Source organism: Bradyrhizobium cytisi, from assembly GCF_008123515.1.
Classification (GTDB): domain Bacteria; phylum Pseudomonadota; class Alphaproteobacteria; order Rhizobiales; family Xanthobacteraceae; genus Bradyrhizobium; species Bradyrhizobium cytisi.
Window position 1 is genome coordinate 181,607 of the sequence record NZ_VSSR01000002.1, and the last position, 16,035, is coordinate 197,641.

11 protein-coding genes are annotated in these 16,035 nt (G+C 65.3%); 2 read left to right on the forward strand and 9 right to left on the reverse strand.

Features of this window, described 5'->3' with window-relative positions:
- Nucleotides 1–64 precede the first annotated feature (64 nt).
- Together FXB38_RS01500 and FXB38_RS01505 are read right to left on the reverse strand one after the other, a co-directional pair.
- Nucleotides 65–1,132, reverse strand: coding sequence for an alcohol dehydrogenase (locus tag FXB38_RS01500; RefSeq protein ID WP_148749010.1), 1,068 nt, complete (start codon nucleotides 1,130–1,132; stop codon nucleotides 65–67).
- 74 nt (nucleotides 1,133–1,206) lie between these two features.
- On the reverse strand, nucleotides 1,207–2,403 hold the full coding sequence (locus FXB38_RS01505; RefSeq protein ID WP_148749011.1) for a CaiB/BaiF CoA transferase family protein: 1,197 nt from the start codon (nucleotides 2,401–2,403) through the stop codon (nucleotides 1,207–1,209).
- A gap of 195 nt (nucleotides 2,404–2,598) precedes the next feature.
- Between FXB38_RS01505 and glgA the strand changes: the two genes are divergently transcribed.
- The gene (gene glgA, locus FXB38_RS01510) at nucleotides 2,599–4,014 is read left to right on the forward strand and encodes a glycogen synthase GlgA (RefSeq protein WP_148749012.1); all 1,416 of its coding nucleotides are present in this window, start codon (nucleotides 2,599–2,601) and stop codon (nucleotides 4,012–4,014) included.
- Between the two features lie 138 nt (nucleotides 4,015–4,152).
- Here the strand turns inward: glgA and FXB38_RS01520 are convergent, their stop codons facing one another.
- The 6 genes from FXB38_RS01520 to FXB38_RS01545 all read right to left on the reverse strand — a co-directional run bounded on the left by FXB38_RS01520 (nucleotide 4,153) and on the right by FXB38_RS01545 (nucleotide 12,473).
- The gene (locus FXB38_RS01520) at nucleotides 4,153–5,103 is read right to left on the reverse strand and encodes an oxygenase MpaB family protein (RefSeq protein WP_187434596.1); all 951 of its coding nucleotides are present in this window, start codon (nucleotides 5,101–5,103) and stop codon (nucleotides 4,153–4,155) included.
- Nucleotides 5,104–5,187: 84 nt separating this feature from the next.
- On the reverse strand, nucleotides 5,188–6,327 hold the full coding sequence (locus FXB38_RS01525) for a patatin-like phospholipase family protein (RefSeq protein WP_148749014.1): 1,140 nt from the start codon (nucleotides 6,325–6,327) through the stop codon (nucleotides 5,188–5,190).
- Nucleotides 6,328–6,552: 225 nt separating this feature from the next.
- Entirely contained in the window at nucleotides 6,553–7,905 is a 1,353-nt protein-coding gene (locus FXB38_RS01530; RefSeq protein ID WP_148749015.1) for an MFS transporter, read from the reverse strand.
- Complete coding sequence (locus FXB38_RS01535) at nucleotides 7,902–8,423, reverse strand: PRC-barrel domain-containing protein (protein ID WP_187434597.1); 522 nt, start codon at nucleotides 8,421–8,423, stop codon at nucleotides 7,902–7,904. Before FXB38_RS01535 ends, FXB38_RS01530 begins: the two co-directional genes overlap by 4 nt.
- Before the next feature lie 22 nt (nucleotides 8,424–8,445).
- A complete protein-coding gene (locus FXB38_RS01540; RefSeq protein WP_148749016.1) occupies nucleotides 8,446–10,650 on the reverse strand; it encodes an amylo-alpha-1,6-glucosidase in 2,205 nt (734 codons plus the stop codon).
- 59 nt (nucleotides 10,651–10,709) lie between these two features.
- Nucleotides 10,710–12,473: an ABC transporter ATP-binding protein gene (locus FXB38_RS01545; RefSeq protein ID WP_148749017.1), complete on the reverse strand. Its 1,764-nt coding sequence runs from the start codon at nucleotides 12,471–12,473 to the stop codon at nucleotides 10,710–10,712.
- 272 nt (nucleotides 12,474–12,745) lie between these two features.
- Here FXB38_RS01545 and FXB38_RS01550 point away from each other — a divergent pair, with 272 nt between their 5' ends.
- Nucleotides 12,746–13,816: a glycosyltransferase family 4 protein gene (locus FXB38_RS01550; protein WP_148749018.1), complete on the forward strand. Its 1,071-nt coding sequence runs from the start codon at nucleotides 12,746–12,748 to the stop codon at nucleotides 13,814–13,816.
- A 174-nt stretch (nucleotides 13,817–13,990) separates the two neighbouring features.
- Here the strand turns inward: FXB38_RS01550 and FXB38_RS01555 are convergent, their stop codons facing one another.
- Nucleotides 13,991–15,922 (reverse strand): alkyl/aryl-sulfatase, encoded by a 1,932-nt coding sequence (locus tag FXB38_RS01555; protein ID WP_148749019.1) that lies wholly within the window; start codon nucleotides 15,920–15,922, stop codon nucleotides 13,991–13,993.
- Nucleotides 15,923–16,035 lie beyond the last annotated feature (113 nt).

Here is a 16,035-nt window from a genome sequence, read left to right on the forward strand (position 1 = left end):
ACTGTGTCCGCGGAGGGATTTCTGGATTGCTTCGCTCCGCTCGCAATGACGGAGGAGAGAGCCGCTACGGCGTCAGCACCGTGCGCCCGACCACCGCGCCCTGCTGCAATTGCACCAGCGCGTCGTTGGCCTTGTTGAGCGGCGCCTTCGTCACCGGGATCGGCGCTACGTTCTTGGCGCGGACGAGATCGAGCAGCTCCTGCGTCTCGCGCAGGTTTCCGACATAGCTGCCCTGGATCGTCACCGCCTTGATCGGGATCAGCGGCAGGGCCCAGGTCGCGCCACCGCCGAACAGGCCGACGATAACGAGCTTGCCGCCCTTGGTCAGGCAGTCGAAGCCGAGCTGCGTCGTTGCGGCATTGCCGACGAGGTCGATCACGGCGCGGATCGGGCCGCCCGCCTTCTTCGCCAGCTGCTCCAGCGCATCCGGCGCCTTGGGATCGATGGTGGCAAGCGCGCCGGCCTTTTCCGCCGCCTCGCGCTTCCTGGCATCGATATCGACCATGATCGCGCCCTTGCCGCCCATCGCCTTCAAGAGCGACAGTGCCATCAGGCCGAGACCGCCGGCGCCGAACATCACGATCGGCGTGTCAAAGTGCTGCTCGACCTTCTTCAGCGCGCTGTAGGTGGTGACGCCCGAGCAGGCATAGGGTGCGGCCGACGCGGGATCGAGCCCGTTCAGGTTGAGCAGATAGCGCGGATGCGGCACCAGCATGTGATCGGAATAGCCGCCGTCGCAATAGACGCCGAGCGAGCGCGGCGTCAGGCACATGTTCTCGTCACCGCCGAGGCAGGTGGCGCATTTGCCGCAGCCGATCCAGGGATAGACCAGGCCGACATCGCCATGCTTGAGGCCGCCCTGGTCGGTCGGCTTCACGTCGGGCCCGAACGCCAGCACTTCGCCGACCGTCTCGTGGCCCATGGTCAGCGGCAGATTGATGCCGCGATCCTTCAGTGACAGCGGCTTGCGGCCATGGCCGAGATCATAGCCGCCTTCCCAGATATGGAGATCGCTGTGGCAGACGCCGGCGGCCTTGACCTTGATCAGCACCTGCGTGCCTGACGGTTGCGGCGTGGCCTCGTCGAACTCCTGCAGCGGCGCCTTGAAATCAGCGACCTTGAAACTCTTCATGGCGTCCTCCCGGCATATTTCTTCGTCGCGCCACCATGGCACGGGCGGCGGGACGAGACAAACCTGGCCCTTCGTCAGCCTTGCACGGTCGTTTTGCCGGACGGAATTGGCGCGTCGTCGCCGAGGCCGAATTCGTCGCACAGCGCATCCGTGTGCTCGCCGAGCACAGAGATCGTCTTGCCCGGCGTCGTGTCAGCGCCCGTCATCCGGAACGGCAGATTGAGCACCTGGAACGCGCCGCCTCCGTCCTCCACCGACGAGAGCGCCTGCCGGTGCGCGAGCTGCGGATCGGCCAGAGCTTCCTTGATGGTGCGATAGGCCGAGGCCGGCACGCCGGCAGCGCTTAAAGCCACAAGGCATGCATCGGTCGTGAGCCGCTTCGACCAGGCCTCGACGCCGTCCATCATGTCGGCCCAGTTCTCGCGCCGCGGAGCATAGGAGGAGAAGCGCGGATCGGAGATCCATTCGGGCCGCCCGATCACACCCATCAGGCACTGAAACGTCTTCTCGCTGGCGACCGTGATCATGACATAGCCGTTGGCGGTCTCGGTCGGGCCGAACATCGGACGCGGCGGCGGCTTCACCGCGAATTGCGAGCTCTGCAATTCGATCACCGTCAAGGTCAGCATCGATTCCAGCATGGAGACGTCGATGTGCTGGCCGAGCCCGGTCACGGTGCGCTGATAGAGCGCGGACGCAATCGCGCCAAAGCCATAGGTACCGGTGACGACATCGGCATGGTAGATGCCGCAATAGTCCGGACGGTTGCGGCCCGGCTGGTAGGCGAGATGCGCCATGTCATAGCCGGAGGCGGCATGGATCACCGGCGCGTAGGCCGGCAGCTCGGCCGAGGGACCGGTCTGGCCATAGCCCGAGATCGAGCAATAGATCAGCCTGGGGTTGACCGGGCGGAGGCTGTCATAGTCGAGCCGCAGCCGGCGCATCACGCCCGGGCGAAAATTCTCGACCAGGATGTCAGCGGCGGCGACCAGCCGGCGGACCGCCTCCCTGCCGTCCTCGGACTTGAGGTCGAGCACCATGCTCTTCTTGCCGACATTGAGCTGGCCGAACACGGTGCTGCAGCCTTTACGCAGCGGCGGCCGCGTCCGCATCGTCTCGCCGCCCTCGGTTTCGATCTTGATAACCTCGGCGCCCATGTCGGCCAGCATCCGCGCGCAATGCGGGCCGGCAATCGTGGTCGAAAAATCCAGGACCCGCAGACCCGCGAAGGCCTTTGTCGTCGTGTCTTCGTGCTTATCTGCTAGCTGCATGCCGGCCACGTCTCCTTGCCGCCCCTTAGGAACTATCGATGTTCTCTCTTGTTGCTGCGCCGACCCTAGAGGGCGGCGGCTGAGTAGGAAAGTCTTTACCGAACCGATGCGTCTCGTGGGGGGCTTGAGCGTTTCCGGGACAACTGGACCCGATCTTGCATAGCAGCAATCGGGATCGGAAGAGGGCAGTCGTTCTTGAGGGTCTTATTCGTCACCACGGAGATGGACGACTTCGTCCGCGTCGGCGGACTTGGTGCTGTTTCCGCTGCCCTCCCTCGAGCGCTCCGCCCCTTCGCCGATATCCGGATCATGCTGCCCGGCTATCGCGACATCATCGAGCAACTCACGCATATTCAGGTCGTTGGCCGCTGCCCGGCATTTGCGGAGATGCCGGCCTGCTCGCTCGGCCGGGCCGCCACCAAGGACGGCCTGCCGGTTTATGTGCTGTTGTGCTCACAACTCTACGACCGTCCCGGCAATCCCTATGGCGACGAGTCCGGGCGCGACTGGCCGGACAACGACATTCGCTTCGCGCGGCTCGCCTCGGCGGCCGCTGAGCTTGCCATGGGCAAGCTGGACAAGAATTGGGCAGCAGATCTGGTCCATGCCAATGACTGGCAGGCCTCGCTCGTGCCGGCCTACCTCGCCTGGCGCGGCGCCAAGCTGCCGTCGATCCTGACCATCCACAACCTCGCCTATCAGGGTCTCTTCCCGAAGGACTCGTTGCGGCGGATCGGCGTCCCCGAAAGCTCCTTCCACATCGACGGCGTCGAGTTCTACGACCAGCTCTCCTTCCTCAAGGCTGGCCTCGTCTATGCTTCGCATCTCACCACCGTCAGCGGCACCTATGCGCGCGAGATCACGACGGAGGAATTCGGCTGCGGCCTCGAAGGACTGCTGCGCGTCCGCTCCGAAGCGTCCGAGCTCACCGGCATCCTCAACGGCATCGACGAGAGCTGGGACCCGCTCTCCTGCGCCCAGCTCGCGCAGCAATTCGGCGCCGGCGACTGGGTCGGCAAGAAGGCCAACGCGGACTACGTACGCAAGCAGTTCGGCCTCGCGGTCTCGCGCGGGCCGATGTTTGCGATCGTCGCGCGGCTCGTGCACCAGAAAGGCATCGACCTCGTGCTGTCGGCCGCCGACGAGATCGTCGATGCCGGCGGGCAGATCGTGGTCACCGGCTCCGGCGAGCCCGCGCTCGAGCAGGCGCTGATCGATGCCCATCGCCGCCGCCCCGACGCCATCGGCGTCACCATCGGCTTCAACGACGCCCAGGCGCGGCGCATCTTTGCCGGCAGCGATTTTACGCTGATGCCGTCGCGCTTCGAGCCGTGCGGGCTTAGCCAGATGTATGCCCAGCGTTTTGGCTCGCTGCCGATCGGTCACCAGACCGGCGGCCTCGCCGAAACCATCACAGACGGCGAGACCGGCTTTTTGTTCTCAAGACCCTCGCACGAGTCCTTCCTCGGCGGCGTCCGCCGCGCCTTCGAGGCGTTCATGGCCCAGGACCAGCTCGACACCATGCGCCGCAGCGCGATGGGCCGGTCGTTCTCGTGGAGCATCTCGGCCGGAAGTTACAGCGCGCTGTATCGGAAGCTCGCGGCGGCGTGAGGGCACGACGGCCGCTACCACATTCTCCGTCATTGCGAGCGAAGCGAAGCAATCCAGAATCCCTCTGCGGAAGCAGTCTGGATTGCTTCGTCGCAAGAGCTCCTCGCAATGACGGTGCTTGTGGCGAGCACCGAGCGCTCACCCCTTCCCGCGCACGTCCATCTGCGGCCGGCCGATCCAGGCGCGGTTGAGGCAGCGGGTCATCCAGTCGGGCTGCGGCTCGCCGCGCAGCCGGGCCTGCGCTTCCTGATAGGGACCGACATAGCGCAGCCGATCCGGCAATTTCGGATAGACCCGCTTGATCCATCGCAGCGCGTTGTCGGCGGATTTGGCGTGCTGCTCATCAAGCTCAAACCCGAAGCCTGCGCGCAGACGCTCCGGCAGCAGGCTTGCCGTGAGTGCGCGATACCATCGCGGCGGCCGCAGCCACGGGCGCGCGCCGCCAAAGATCTGCGCGGCGATCTCGCGCGCGGCCGGGCTTACGGTCAGCGTGTCCGACTGCGTCATCGCTGCGGCGTAGGCTGCGAAGCCGGACCAGTCGGCCGGCAGATCATCGCCCGTCAGACCGAACAGCGCGCCAAAGGTCCTGCTCTCGGTCCAGTAGCGGTCGCGCTCGTCCACCGAGAGCGGCGGCAGGACCAGATCGTGCGCCATCAGCGCGGTCTCGACCAGCGTGGCGTGAACCCAACGCAGCGACGGGATGTCGTTGGCGCAATAGCGCGAACCCACAGCGAAGGGACCGACGGTCTCGGGCATCTGGCCGACGATCATGCTGTGGCGCCGATGCAGTTGCCGGGATGACAGCGTGGCGCGGTCGAGCGAGCCGAACACCATGGCGAACACGATGTCGAAGGTGCGGTGGAAGCGCCCGATCGGATCGGCAAGGGTGTTGGAATGCTCTGCGATGGCGGCCGCGACCCAGGGATGCGCGAGTTGAAGCAGCAGCGCACGGCCGGCGCCGAGAAAGATGACCGCCTCCCGATCGATCCGCCAGGTCACCGTGTCAGGACCGAACACGCCGGGCACCGGTCCCGGCGCATTGGCGCGGACCTGATCGAGAGCCAATTCCAGATCGTTCCCGGTCACCACTTGCAGAGCCTTCCGATTGCGGCCGAAAGCCGACGATCCGCAAGGCCTGTGGCAATTCGATGAAGCCAACGGCCGCTTATGGCGCTATTCCGCGGCCAGCGGCATCTCGTCGATATGCTCGTGCAGCACCACGCCCGACAGCGGATCGAATTCGCCGGTCCACGGCGCGCGCATCAGCACCGACCTTGTATGCGCGTAACCGGCGTCCCAGCGCCGCATGATGCCGGACGGGCTGAAGTCGATGTCCTTGGTGTGGGTCTCGCGATCGAGCTGCGGTGCCAGCAACCGCACCACATGCATGCGCGTCGAGCAGCCATAGCCGATCAGATCCCTCACCGCGGGATCATCGCGCTCGCTCGCGGGCAATCGGGCCGCAAGCTGGTTGATGACGTGGCGCAGCCGATGGGCCTGCTGCTGGCGCTCGATCTGGCTCGCGATCCGGCTGGAATATTGCACGTCCTTGTGGCGGGTCAGCACCTCCCCCATCGTGGTCGGCTCGGCGCCGGCGGGATTCCACAGATGCACGGAGAAGATCAGCGAGTCCCTGCGAGGATTGTCGTCGAATACGGCCTCCGTCGGCGAGTTCGAGAGAATGCCGCCGTCCCAATAAAGCTCGCCGTCGATACGCACCGCCGGGAAGGCCGGCGGCAGCGCGCCCGAGGCCATGACGTGCTTCACCGTCAGCTCACCGTCGCGGCTGTCGAAATAGCGCATCCGGCTAGTGCCGACATGGGCCGCACCGACCGTGAGACGCGGCGCGCCGCGATTGGCGAGGCCGAAATCGACGAGCTCGCGCAGCGTGGTCTCCAGCGGCGCAGTCGAATAATAGCCGGCGCGATCGGCGCCGAGCGGATAGGACTCGCCGGCATGCGCAAGTGGATTGGGCCGGAAGAAACCGGGAATGCCGCCAGTGACAGTCGACCAATAGGCCAGCTTGTCGTCGAAGCCGGGAACGCCGGTGCGCAGAGGAGTCTGCTCCATCCGTTTCCAGAACTCCTTCAGGCGCGCGAGCCTGTTTTCCGGCGCGTTGCCTGCGATCAGGCTCGCATTGATGGCCCCGATCGAGGTGCCGATGACCCAGTCCGGCTCGATGCCCGCCTCGTGCAGGGCCTGGTACACGCCCGCCTGATAGGAGCCGAGCGCACCGCCGCCTTGCAGCACCAGCACGATTTGTCCCGGCAGGTCCCTGCACCTGCCCGCCTCGGCATTGCCCTGCATGCTCATCACGCTCCTGCTTCAGAGAGCCTGTCTCTATCTTCGCAAATCCTCCGGCATTGTTACGCCCGGCGACCGTCGGCCGTCCAGCGACGATCGTCCGGGAGGGAGCTGCATATGACCGCAGGGCGGACAGAGCGTTGACGCTTCGCAAGCTTTACTGCGCAACTGTCAGCGCCTGCACAGTCTTCACGCCTGATTTTGTCTTCCCCACTTATGGCCGGCTGATCTGGTTCAGCCGGCCATTTCTTTTGTCGCGAGCATGCCAGTGCGCCGGGTCTCCGGCATCACGAACAGGATCAGCAACAGCCCGATCGCTGCGATGCTCGCCAGCCCGAGGAACGCGGTGGCATTGCCGAACTTGTCGCTGACATAGCCGCCAAGCGCGGTGCTCAAGGACGCACCGAGGCCGGTCGCGGTGCCGACGATGCCTTGCGCCAGATTGAAATGCCCGCTGCCGAAGGCGACGTCGGCCACGATCAACGGGATCATCACCGCGAACACAGCGGCCGTGAAGCCGTCGAACACCTGCACCAGCACCAGCAGATAGGGATCGCGCACGGTCGCGAACAGCACGCCGCGGATCGCCAGCGCGGCGAAACCGATCAGCAGCAATGGGCGCCGGCCCCAAAGCTGCGCCTTGCGCCCGACGGTCGGCGACAGCAGCGCGACGATCGCCTGCGGCACGACGATGCAAAAGGCCACCAGCACCGTCGCCCACTGGCTCGACCGCGCCGTCACGGCGCTTGCCATCAGCGGCATCATCGAGGCGTTTGCGAGCTGCAACAGCAGCACGCTCAGCGCAAAGACGATGAGCGGTTTCTGCCGGATCAGATGCCAGACATTGGTGTCGCCGGGAACCGGCGCCTCGCGTGGCATCTCGCCGTGGCAGCGCGCGATGTCGACCTCCTCCTCGCGGATCCGCGACAGCGCGATCAGGGTCGGGATCGCGAGCAGGAAGCTGACGAGGAATACCGAACGGCTCGAGAGAAGATAACCGGCCGTTCCCATCACCGCGGCGGCGACGCCATTGCCGAGCGAGGCAAAACGGGCGTTGCGGCCGAGCCGTTCGCCGATCTTGAGCGGACCGACCAGGCCCAGGCTGATCGCCGCGATCGCCGGGCCCAGCACGCAGCTCGCCGCCGCATGCAAGGTGGCCGCCGCCACCACGACGGGGAAGATCGGCATCGCCGCATAGGCGAGCGCGCAGCAGCCGATGGTCGCGATCGCAAGCGCCGCAACCAGCCGCTCGGATTTCGCGGCGTCGATGATGGCGCCGCCTGGCATCTGACCGATCAGCGCGATAATGCCGCCGATCGACAGCACGAACCCGATCTCGACCTGGGTCCATTTCTGCGTGGTCAGATAGACCGCGATGAAGGGGCCGAAGCCGGTCTGCACGTCCGCGAGGAAGAAGATGAACCAGTCGAGGCCGCGCAGGCTCCGGCGCGACGGCGCCGGAATGCCCGCGATCGATGGCACGCCGGCGAAACTGTCCTGCTCAACGCGGCCGTCGCGATCCTGGGCTCCATGGTTCGGCTTCTTCGACGATGAAAGCACCGGCGGCCATCCCTCCCCGCGCCTCACTGAATCGCTTGCAGCGGTTGCAGGCTACCGGACGCGCCGAGCACGACCATCGGGGTGTCTTCCTTGTATTCCGGCGCGGCCGCGACCTGCGCCTTGGTCAATTCCAGCGTGATACTGTCCTTCTTGTTGGTGATCTTGCCGAAACGAAGCGCATTCCAGTCGACCACGATCTTGCGGCTGCCGACGCCGAGGAAGCCGCCGAAATCGATCACGGCGGCGCGCACATGGCCGGTGAGATCGACGATGACGTCGACGATATGACCCATGTCCTCGTCCGCTGCGCTGCGCACGTCCCGTCCGAGCACGCCATGGGCGTCGCTGGCGCCGATGATGGTCACCGAGGGCGGCGGCGCGGCATCCTTCGGCGTGATCGGCACCACCGAAGCCGGCGACTGCACCGTCGGCGGTGCGTTCGCCTCGGTTGCGGCTGCGGGTTGCTCTTCCGCGGCTCGCGATACGGCAACCGTCAATCCCGCGACGATCGCCACGCTCACGACCAACCATCCGGCGTTACGCATGATCCCTCCTTGCCGCGCGCCGCTAGCGCGCCAGCACGATCGACACCTGGATCTGGCCGCGCGTGCGCAGCACCTCCAGCGCCACGTCGTGGCCGTGGCGGCTGACGCGCAGGTCGACGCTGGATTCGCCCAGCCGCAGATCGCGCAAGATGACCTCGTTCAAGAACGTCGGCAATTGCGGATTGCGCAGCCGGATCTCGCAGCGCGCGACGTCGAACTCGATGCCGAGCGCCGCCTCCAGCAGCGTGAACGGCGTGGCGCTGGCCCAGGCCTGCGGGGCACAGGCGACCGGATAGAGCGTCGGGCCGCGCCGCTTCTCGCGGCGGAAGCCGCAGAACAATTCCGGCAGCCGCCTCAGATCCATGTAGGCCGCGGCGTCGAACAGGCCCTTGAACACATGGGCCACCGAGTGTTTCAGCCCGTAATGGGCGAGCCCGAGCGCGATCAGCGCATTGTCGTGCGGCCAGATCGAGCCGTCGTGATACGACATCGGGTTGTAGCGCACCTCGCCGCGCGCGACGGTGCGAATGCCCCAGCCGGAGAAGAAGTGCGGCCGCATCAGATCGGCGGCCACAAGACGGGCGCGATCCTCCCGGATCATGCCGCTGAACAGCACCTGCCCGGCATTCGAGGTCCGCACCTCGCATCGCCGCTTGTTGCCGTCGAGCGCAAGCGCGTAGGTCCTGAGCTCCTCGCACCAGAACGCCTCTTCGAAGCGCTCGGCGAGCGTCTTGGCCTCCGCCTCAAGCCTCTTCGCGACGTCAGGCTTGCCGAGCTGCAGCGCGCATCGCGCGGCGAGCTGTTTTGCGGCGTAGACATAGCCCTGGACCTCGGCGAGCGCGATGTTGCCCTCCGCGAGCTTGCCGTCGGCATGGAAGATGGCGTCGAAAGAGTCCTTCCAACCCTGGTTGGCGAGCCCCTTTTCGGTGGCGCGCTGGTATTCGACAAAGCCGTCCTGGTCGGGGTCGCCGGGACCGTCGATCCAGGCAAGCCCCGCCTCGATCGCGGGCCACAGCTCGACCAGCGTTGTCTGGTCGCCGGTGCGCTCGAAATAGCGCCCCGCGAGCAGGACGAACAGAGCGGTCGAATCCACGCTGCCGTAATATTGCGAAAACGGCACCTCGCGCAGTGCCGCCATCTCGCCGCCGCGCATCTCATGCAGGATCTTTCCGGGTGCGGCGTCAGCGAGCGGATCGACCGCCTTGGCCTGGAAATGCGCGAGCCGCCGCAGCACGCCCCTGGCGACCCGCGGATCGACCCAGAGCATCTGCAGCGCGGTGATCAGGCCGTCGCGGCCGAACGTCGTCGAATACCAGGGAATGCCGGCATAGGGATAGCGCCCCTGCGGCGTCTCCGTCATCAACATGTTGAGGTCGGCCATGGCCTGGCACAGCACCTCGTTGAAAATGTTGTTGGAGGTCTCGATGCTGGTCGCGCCGATCGTCGACTGCCGCATCTCGCGGCGATGCGCCAAGAGGCTCCTGAAGAAGCGCGCCGGCTTCTCCGCGATCGGCCGGTTGCAGGACACGGCCACGAACAGCGATCTCGCCTCATGTGGATCGAGCTCGAGCTGCCACGTTGCGGCATTCACCGAAAGCCTGGTCGGACGCGGATCGAAATGCAGCCCGGTGGTCCGCTCGACATCGTCGAGACCACGATATTCGAACAGCACGTCTGTCGGCCCGAGCAGCTTGCTGGTGCCGGCGCCGCGGCGCGGACGCCGCTCGCCGCGCACTTCGAACAGATCGGCAAAATCGTTGTCGAACAGCAGCGTCAGCTCGAAGCTGGCGCGCTGCTCGCCGTGGTTCTGCAGCCCAATGCGCTGATACGCCGTGCCGCGCCACAGGAAGATCGTGCGCACGATGTGCAGCAGGTCCTTTTGCAGGACGATGCGGCCCTGGCGGTAAATGTCGGGATTGGTGAGGTCGACCGTTAATCCCGAATTGTCGTCGCGCAGGTTCGAGCCGAGCAGCAACGGCTGGAGATCGTCGAGCACGAGCTCTAGCCGCGCCAGATAGCGCGTGTCATGGTTGAACAAGCCGTCCGGCCCGCCGGCCGACGCTCCGATGTCGCCGTGGCTGTCCAGCACGATAAAAGTGTCATCGTGCTTGAGCGAGCGGCGGGGCCGCGCGGCGGGCCCCGTCATCGGAATGTAGAAGGCCTGCTCCGCGACGGTCTCGACCGTCTGCGATACCGAAATGATCTTGGTTGCGGCTTCGGCTCCCATAAGCTGCTCCCCTGCGGCTTGTTGTTCGAACGCGGCCACGCAAACGCAACTGCCGGGTCTTAGGCGGCGAACTTCGCGAGCCGGCTCATTTCCTGCGTCACCAGCTCACGGTATGGGCCGTGGCCCTGCATCAGGCGGTCGGGCGCGCCGTCCTCGATGATCTTGCCATGCTTCAGCACGATCACCCGGTCGAAATTGCGCAGCGTCGCGAGACGGTGCGCGATCGCGATCACGGTGCGGCCGCGCATCAGGCGCCCCAGCGCCTCGCGGATCGCCTCCTCGGATTCGCTGTCGAGCGCGGCGGTCGCCTCGTCGAGCAGCAGGATCGGCGCGTCCTTGACGAAGGCGCGCGCGATCGCGATCCGCTGGCGCTGGCCACCGGACATCTTCACCCCGCGGTCGCCGACCATGGTGTCGAGACCGTCCGGCAGGCTGTCGATGAAATCGCAGCGCGCCGCGATCGCCGCGCGCAGCACCTCGTCGTCCGTCGCGTTGGGACGGCCGTAACGGATATTCTCGCGGATCGAGCGATGGAACAGGGAGATGTCCTGCGGCACCACCGAGATCGCTTCGCGCAGGCTCTGCTGTGTCACCTTGGAGATGTCCTGGCCGTCGACCGTCACACTGCCCTCGTCGACATCATAGAAGCGCTGCAGCAGCGTGAACAGGGTCGACTTGCCGCCGCCGGACTGGCCGACCAGGCCGACGCGCTGGCCGGGCTGAAGGCGCAGGCTGAAGCGCTCGAAGATCTTCTCAGCCCCGGGATAGCCGAAGGTGACGTTGTTGAATGCAATCGCGGCACCGCTCTTGACCAGCGGCTCGGCCTCGGGGTGATCGCGCAAATCATGCGGCACAAGCAGCGTGGCGATCGCCTCGGTCAGGCGCGCGACATGCTGGGTGACGTCGACCAGCGCCACCGCAAGATCGCGAGTCGCGCTCAGGATGGAGATGCCGAGGGTACAGACCAGCACCACGTCGCCGGTGGTCGCCTCTCCCCGCTGCCAAAGCGTGACCGCCCAGGCCATCAGCGCAATCGTCAAAATCACGGTCACCGCCGCATGCAACAACCGCAGCTTCTCCAGATAGCGCAGGCTGCGTCCGCGCGCATTGACTTCCCGGTTCACCGTGGCATCGAACCGCTCATGCTCGTGGCCAATGCCGCAGAAGGCGCGGACCAGCGGCATGTTGCTGATGACGTCAATCATCTCGCCGTCGACGGCGGCCGCCTTGTCGGCAAAGTCGTCATGCAACGGTTTGCCGGCCGCGGCCAGATGGAACATCGCGACCACCATGCCGCCGGCGATCACGATCAGGCCGACCGCCATATAGGGGCTCACGGTTCCAATCAACGCGATTGCCGCAATTGTGGCGATGCATGGCGGCAACACATTCCAGATGAACATGTTCTCGACGGTGAACACTGCATTGGATGTGGCCGTAATGCGACTGGTCAGCATGCCCGGCATCCGGTCCGAGAAGTAGCTCGGCGCATGACCGGTCAGATGACGAAATATGTCACGGCGTAAATCGCCCGTGACACGAACAAAGGTGAAGCTCGCTGTCCAGCTCGCGATGCGCCACAGAAAGTTGTCGGCGGCAATCAGCGACATGAGCAGAATGAATGCCAGCCATACGCTACCGCCATGCGAAGTTCCCGCCGACAGGCTGTCGACAAGGGATTTGACGCCGTATTGCGTGCCTACCGAGCAGGCAACTGCCGCAACAACGGCACCCAGGATCACCAGGTGCGACGCCAAACGACGCCGCAGATAGCGCAGAACAAAGGCAAATGGCCTGCGCGCATATCCAGAAAGATGATCCATTCCCTGCGACCCCGTCATGATTTCCATTTTTCTTACTGATCGAGTGAACATCGACCGCTTCGCCTCGGTTCCCGGGCAAAGCCATCACGACATGCGGATACGGACGAACTGAGAAGGGGTGATGGCAGCATCGCGGCCACGCTGCAGTGTGACGAAGAAGTAACGTTAGTTGAGAGGAACTTCGCAAATGCGAGAACGTTCCCTCCCTGGCGTGCCGGTGCCGAACTCGGTAGGGGCTTTAATTTCCATGATCACGCAGAGGAGAAGCTGAGATGCGCATCGCGCAGGTAGCTCCGTTGACGGAGGCTGTTCCACCCAAGCTGTATGGCGGCACCGAGCGGGTGGTGCACTGGTTGACGGAAGAGTTGGTTGCCCTTGGTCACGACGTCACGCTATTTGCCAGCGGCGATTCGCAGACGTCGGCAAAGCTGGATGCATTATGGCCGCGGGCACTGCGCCTCGATGGTTCCGTGCGCGATCCCAACGCGCTGCACATGGTGCTCCTGGAGCGCGTGCGGCAGAAATGTGACGACGAGGAGTTCGACTTCCTCCACTTCCATCTCGATTATTATCCGTGGTCGCTGTTCCACCGGCAGCCGACACCGTTCCTGACCACGCTGCATGGCCGGCTCGATCTGCCGGAGCATCAGCCTGTCTTCAACACCTTCTCCAAGATGCCTGTCATCTCGATCTCGAATGCACAGCGGCGGCCGGTGCCGCAGGCGAGTTGGGTGACCACGATCCATCACGGCCTGCCGGAGCATCTGCTGACGCCGAGGCCCGCGAAGCAGGAATATCTCGCCGTGCTCGGCCGCATCGCGCCGGAGAAAGGGGTCGACCGCGCCATCAAGATCGCGATGCATTGCGGCATTCCGCTGAAGATTGCGGCCAAGGTCGATCGCGCCGACCAGGACTATTACGACGAGCTGATCAAGCCGATGATCGTGAACAATCCGCTGGTGGATTTCATCGGCGAGATCAGCGATCACGAGAAGTCGGACTTCTTGAGCGGCGCGCTCGGCCTGCTGCTGCCGATCGACTGGCCGGAGCCGTTCGGCCTCGTCATGATCGAGGCCATGGCGTGCGGCACGCCAGTGGTCGCCTTCAACCGCGGCTCGGTGCCGGAAATCATCGACGAAGGCCTCACCGGCTTCGTCGTCGAGGACATCCTCAGCGCAGCCGGCGTCGTCAACCGCCTCGCGCAACTCGACCGCACCGCCATCCGCAGGCAGTTCGAGAAGCGCTTTACCGCGCGGCGGATGGCGCTGGATTATCTCGCGGCCTATCGCGGCCTGACCGAAGCGACCGCGCCACGGATCAAGCTGGTGAGCAGCGCGGAGTAACTCGGCTCTCGTGTCCCGGACGCGCTGCAACGCCCTTAGCGTTGCGTTGCGGCGCAGAGCCGGGACCCACGCGGCAAGGCACACTCTCGGAAACATGGGCCCCGGCTCTGCAGCGCACCGCTGAAGAAGCGCTGCGCTGCGTCCGGGGCACGAGAGATGATTACGACGAGAGACCTACCTCACCACCGCCCGCTTCGGCTCCACAATCTCGAACATCCGCGGGAATTCGTCCATCAGGCCCATCAGCTCGGCAAGCCGCATCGGGTTGCCTGACAGCTTGACCTTGCCGGCGGCGACGGCCTCCGGAAAGCTCGTCAGCTTGGCGATCACCTCATCCAGCGTCGCGCGCGCCAGCGTGAAGCTGGCATCGGCATTGTCGGCCTGCACGCCTTCCGTATAAGTCAGCGCGCAGTTCTCCAGATTGAGCACGAACGTCTCGCCGGTATCGGAAAAGCTCCAGTTCAGCACGATGTGCTTGCCTTCCGCCTTCGGGCCATTGAGGCGGATGCCGAGCACGTCCCAGAGCTGCCCGGTGCGGAGCGCTGCCAGCGTCTCGCGCGGCATCGGTGGACGTGGCGGCGTCTTCGGCATGCCGTGACGCAATTCCTGGGCGCCGAACAGATAGGCATTGCGCCATGTCGAGCTCTCGGCGGCATAGCCGAGCTGCTCCAGTGTATCCGCCAGCAGCGCGCGCGCAGCCTGATTATCAGGCTCGGCGAAGACGAGATGGCCGAGCGCCTGCGCCACGAAGCGGAATTCGCCCTTGTCAAAATCCGCGCGCGCACGAGCGAGGATCGCATCGGCGCCGCCCATGTACTCGACATATTTCTTGCCCGATTCCACCGGCGGCAGCGGATCGAGATTGACCGGGTTGGCGTCGTACCAGCCGAGATATTTTTGGTAGATCGCTTTCACATTGTGGCGGATATGGCCGTAGTAGCCGCGCCCGTGCCAGGCGCCCTCCAGACTCTTCGGCAGCTGGATCGTCTCGGCGATCTCGGCCGCAGTCAGCCCGTGGTTCATCAGGCGGATGGTCTGGTCATGCGCGAACTTGTAGAGGTCGCGCTGCTCGCGGATCATGGTGTCGATGCGCTCACGGCCCCACACCGGCCAGTGATGCTGGCCGCACATCGCCTCGGCCTTGCCGCCCCACAGATGCAGCGCCTCGCCCAGATATTTCGACCACGCCAGCGCATCGCGCACGTCGGCGCCGCGGAACGGCAGCAGGTTGTGAAAATTATGCGTGCAGTTCTCGGCGAGGTTGAGGAGCTTGTAGCGCGGAAGGAAGAAGTGCATCTCCGCCGGTGCTTCGCTGTTCGGCGCCATCTGGAATTCGAACTCGACGCCGTCGATGACGCGCCTGTCGCCGGTCGCCATGATCAGGTCGGTCGGACGCAGCAGCGCCACCGATCCCGCCGCCATGGTCTTGCCGAGGCCGCAGTCGACCTGCCCGCGCACGCCTTTGGCCAGGAACGGGCCGAACTGGTATTGCGCCCGGCGCAGCATCGCCGGTCCCGCGATGATGTTCTCGGAGACGGCATGCTCCATGAACAGGTTCGGCGCGATGATCGGCACGCGCCCCGTCGCCAGTGCATCCTCCTCCAGCACGCCGCGCGCGCCACCCCAGTGGTCGGTATGCGTGTGGGTGAAGATCACGGCCGCGACCGGCCGCTGGCCACGATGACTGAAGTAGAGATCGAGCGCGGCGCGCGCGCCTTCGATCGAGGTCAGGGTATCCACCACGACGACGCCGCTGTCGCCCTCGATCAGCGTCATGTTGGCGATGTCGAGCCCGCGCACCTGGTAGACACCGGGCACGACCTCGAACAGGCCGTGCTGCATGTTGAGCCGCGACTGCCGCCACAGGCTCGGATTGACCGTCGGTGGCGCCTCATCAGTGGACAGAAAGCCATAGGGCTCGAGGCTCCAGACCGTCCGCCCCTGCGGGTTCGCAATCCTCGCCTGCTCGATGGTGCCGAGAAAGCCGCGCGCAGCGTCGTCGAAATCCCGCGTGTCGGAAAACGGCAGCGCATTCAGCATCGCCGTTTGCTGCGCAATCACGGCCGGCGTTGCGTCCTTCGGCTCATTGCTGGAAATCCCGGTCATTTGCATCCTCCCGGCCTGACGCGCGGGCATCTAACCGCATCTCGCGGCCAATTGCCATCGTGAGGAGGACAAAGTGACGAACGCAGGCGCCTTGTCCAGCGGATGGATTGGTA

Bases quoted from the DNA above. Each gene is read 5' to 3' on its own strand.
- FXB38_RS01535 (WP_187434597.1), bottom strand. From the start codon at position 8,423: ATGCGTAACGCCGGATGGTTGGTCGTGAGCGTGGCGATCGTCGCGGGA.
- FXB38_RS01500 (WP_148749010.1), bottom strand. From the start codon at position 1,132: ATGAAGAGTTTCAAGGTCGCTGATTTCAAGGCGCCGCTGCAGGAGTTC.
- FXB38_RS01525 (WP_148749014.1), bottom strand. From the start codon at position 6,327: ATGAGCATGCAGGGCAATGCCGAGGCGGGCAGGTGCAGGGACCTGCCG.
- FXB38_RS01545 (WP_148749017.1), bottom strand. From the start codon at position 12,473: ATGGATCATCTTTCTGGATATGCGCGCAGGCCATTTGCCTTTGTTCTG.
- FXB38_RS01550 (WP_148749018.1), top strand. From the start codon at position 12,746: ATGCGCATCGCGCAGGTAGCTCCGTTGACGGAGGCTGTTCCACCCAAG.
- FXB38_RS01505 (WP_148749011.1), bottom strand. From the start codon at position 2,403: ATGCAGCTAGCAGATAAGCACGAAGACACGACGACAAAGGCCTTCGCG.
- FXB38_RS01555 (WP_148749019.1), bottom strand. From the start codon at position 15,922: ATGACCGGGATTTCCAGCAATGAGCCGAAGGACGCAACGCCGGCCGTG.
- FXB38_RS01540 (WP_148749016.1), bottom strand. From the start codon at position 10,650: ATGGGAGCCGAAGCCGCAACCAAGATCATTTCGGTATCGCAGACGGTC.